Origin of the sequence: Pseudomonas sp. PS02288 (genome assembly GCF_029959715.1) — a bacterium.
In the GTDB taxonomy this organism is placed as follows: domain Bacteria; phylum Pseudomonadota; class Gammaproteobacteria; order Pseudomonadales; family Pseudomonadaceae; genus Pseudomonas_O; species Pseudomonas_O kuykendallii.
The window spans coordinates 1-277 of record NZ_JASCPA010000141.1 but is presented as its reverse complement, the minus strand read 5'-3'; the positions used below and the strand labels follow the sequence as shown (position 1 = coordinate 277).

Annotated in this window: 1 protein-coding gene; it reads left to right on the top strand. The window is 67.5% G+C overall.

Features of this window, described 5'->3' with window-relative positions:
- Nucleotides 1-277, top strand: a 277-nt coding sequence (locus QMX85_RS23410) for a contractile injection system protein, VgrG/Pvc8 family (protein WP_282344954.1), incomplete at both ends; no start/stop codon positions are given.

The window sequence follows — 277 nt, the reverse complement described above, 5'->3', positions numbered from 1 at the left end:
TTCGCAGCGGCCAACACCGCGCACTTCACACTGAGCCTCGAAGGCCAGGCGCACGACCTGCAGGTGCTCGAGTTCCAGGGTCGCGAGGCGCTTTCCACGCCCTATGCTTTCGACCTGGAACTGGTCAGCGAGCATCCGGACCTGGACCTGGAGTCGTTCCTGCACCGGCCCGCGTTTCTGGCCTTTTCCCACGCCGGTGGCGGCGTTCACGGGCTGGTCCGGCGCATCGCCCAGGGCGAGTCCGGCAAGCGCCTGACCCGCTATCGGATGACCCTGG